The following is a 924-nucleotide window of genomic DNA, read 5'->3' as shown; positions in this document are numbered from 1 at the left end:
CTGATTTCAATAGTATCACCTGGTTCACCGATGATCCGTTTGACATAACTTTTTACTGGTCGCTCAATGATGACAATGTCTCCGCGTTCAGGCTCATCTATATAATAAATGATTTTGTTGAACATGACTCGTTCACCGTTTTTAAGTGTCGGGTCCATACTGGCTCCTTCAACAATGGAAGTCGCAAAGAAAAAGGTCCGTAAAATAAATGCCAATGTGATGGCTACGGCAATGGCTTTGATCCACTCCAGCCATTCATTTTTAGCTTGTTCTGACACTTCGATCTTCCTTTCTTAATGAACATGACTTTAGATAATGTCCATTTCAACTCTTATTTTATCATATGATCAACAAAAGAAAAGATAGAGAGCTGTCATTTAATATACACTTAATAATCAGAAGAATTGTCGAATTCTTGGAAGTTTTATCAGTCTTATTTACAAACTAATTGATAATTGAGATAATTCTTCTCGTGTTAAACATATAAGGGGAACAGATATTCTTTTTAAAAGCAATTATGATAAAATAAATAGAAAAGAGAGCAAGGGGGAAACTGCAGGTGCAAGCAACCAAAAACGATCCTCTTCTTGTTAAAATTGAGCAGCTTCGCAAACAAATGAGTGAAGTAGCGCTCGAACAAGGTTTTTCCAGTGAAGAAACAGTAAGACTTAGTCAAGAGTTAGATGAACTGCTTTATCAAATCCAAAATACCGATCAATAAAGACCATGGAATTAATTCCATGGTCTTTCTATATTTTTGGCTTGGTTAAAAGACGCCGGCTTATTTTAGGGTGAAGGTTCTTCAAGAAACGTACAGGAATATTGAAGACTCGATTTCTAGATGTTTATGTAGTTTTAGGGGCGTTGGGGAAGGGTTCGTCTAGCTGTAACGCCCAGACACTCGCGTCATAAGCAGAAAAATCA

At 36.7% G+C, this 924-nt stretch carries 2 protein-coding genes; one reads left to right on the top strand and one right to left on the bottom strand.

All coding sequences use genetic code 11. From position 1 onward, the window contains the following. Positions 1-278: signal peptidase I (gene lepB, locus LD39_RS21280; protein ID WP_035553725.1), on the bottom strand; the 278-nt coding region annotated here is incomplete at its 3' end. Between the two features lie 281 nt (positions 279-559). Here lepB and LD39_RS22380 point away from each other — a divergent pair. Beyond that, positions 560-721 carry an aspartyl-phosphate phosphatase Spo0E family protein gene (locus LD39_RS22380; RefSeq protein ID WP_081988551.1) on the top strand — a complete coding sequence of 54 codons (162 nt, stop codon included), beginning with the start codon at positions 560-562 and terminating at the stop codon, positions 719-721. The last annotated feature ends 203 nt before the right edge of the window (positions 722-924 follow it).

The sequence above is a fragment of the Halobacillus sp. BBL2006 genome, from assembly GCF_000786645.1.
Classification (GTDB): Bacteria; Bacillota; Bacilli; order Bacillales; family Halobacillaceae; genus Halobacillus.
This window is presented reverse-complemented; position numbering and strand designations above follow the sequence as displayed.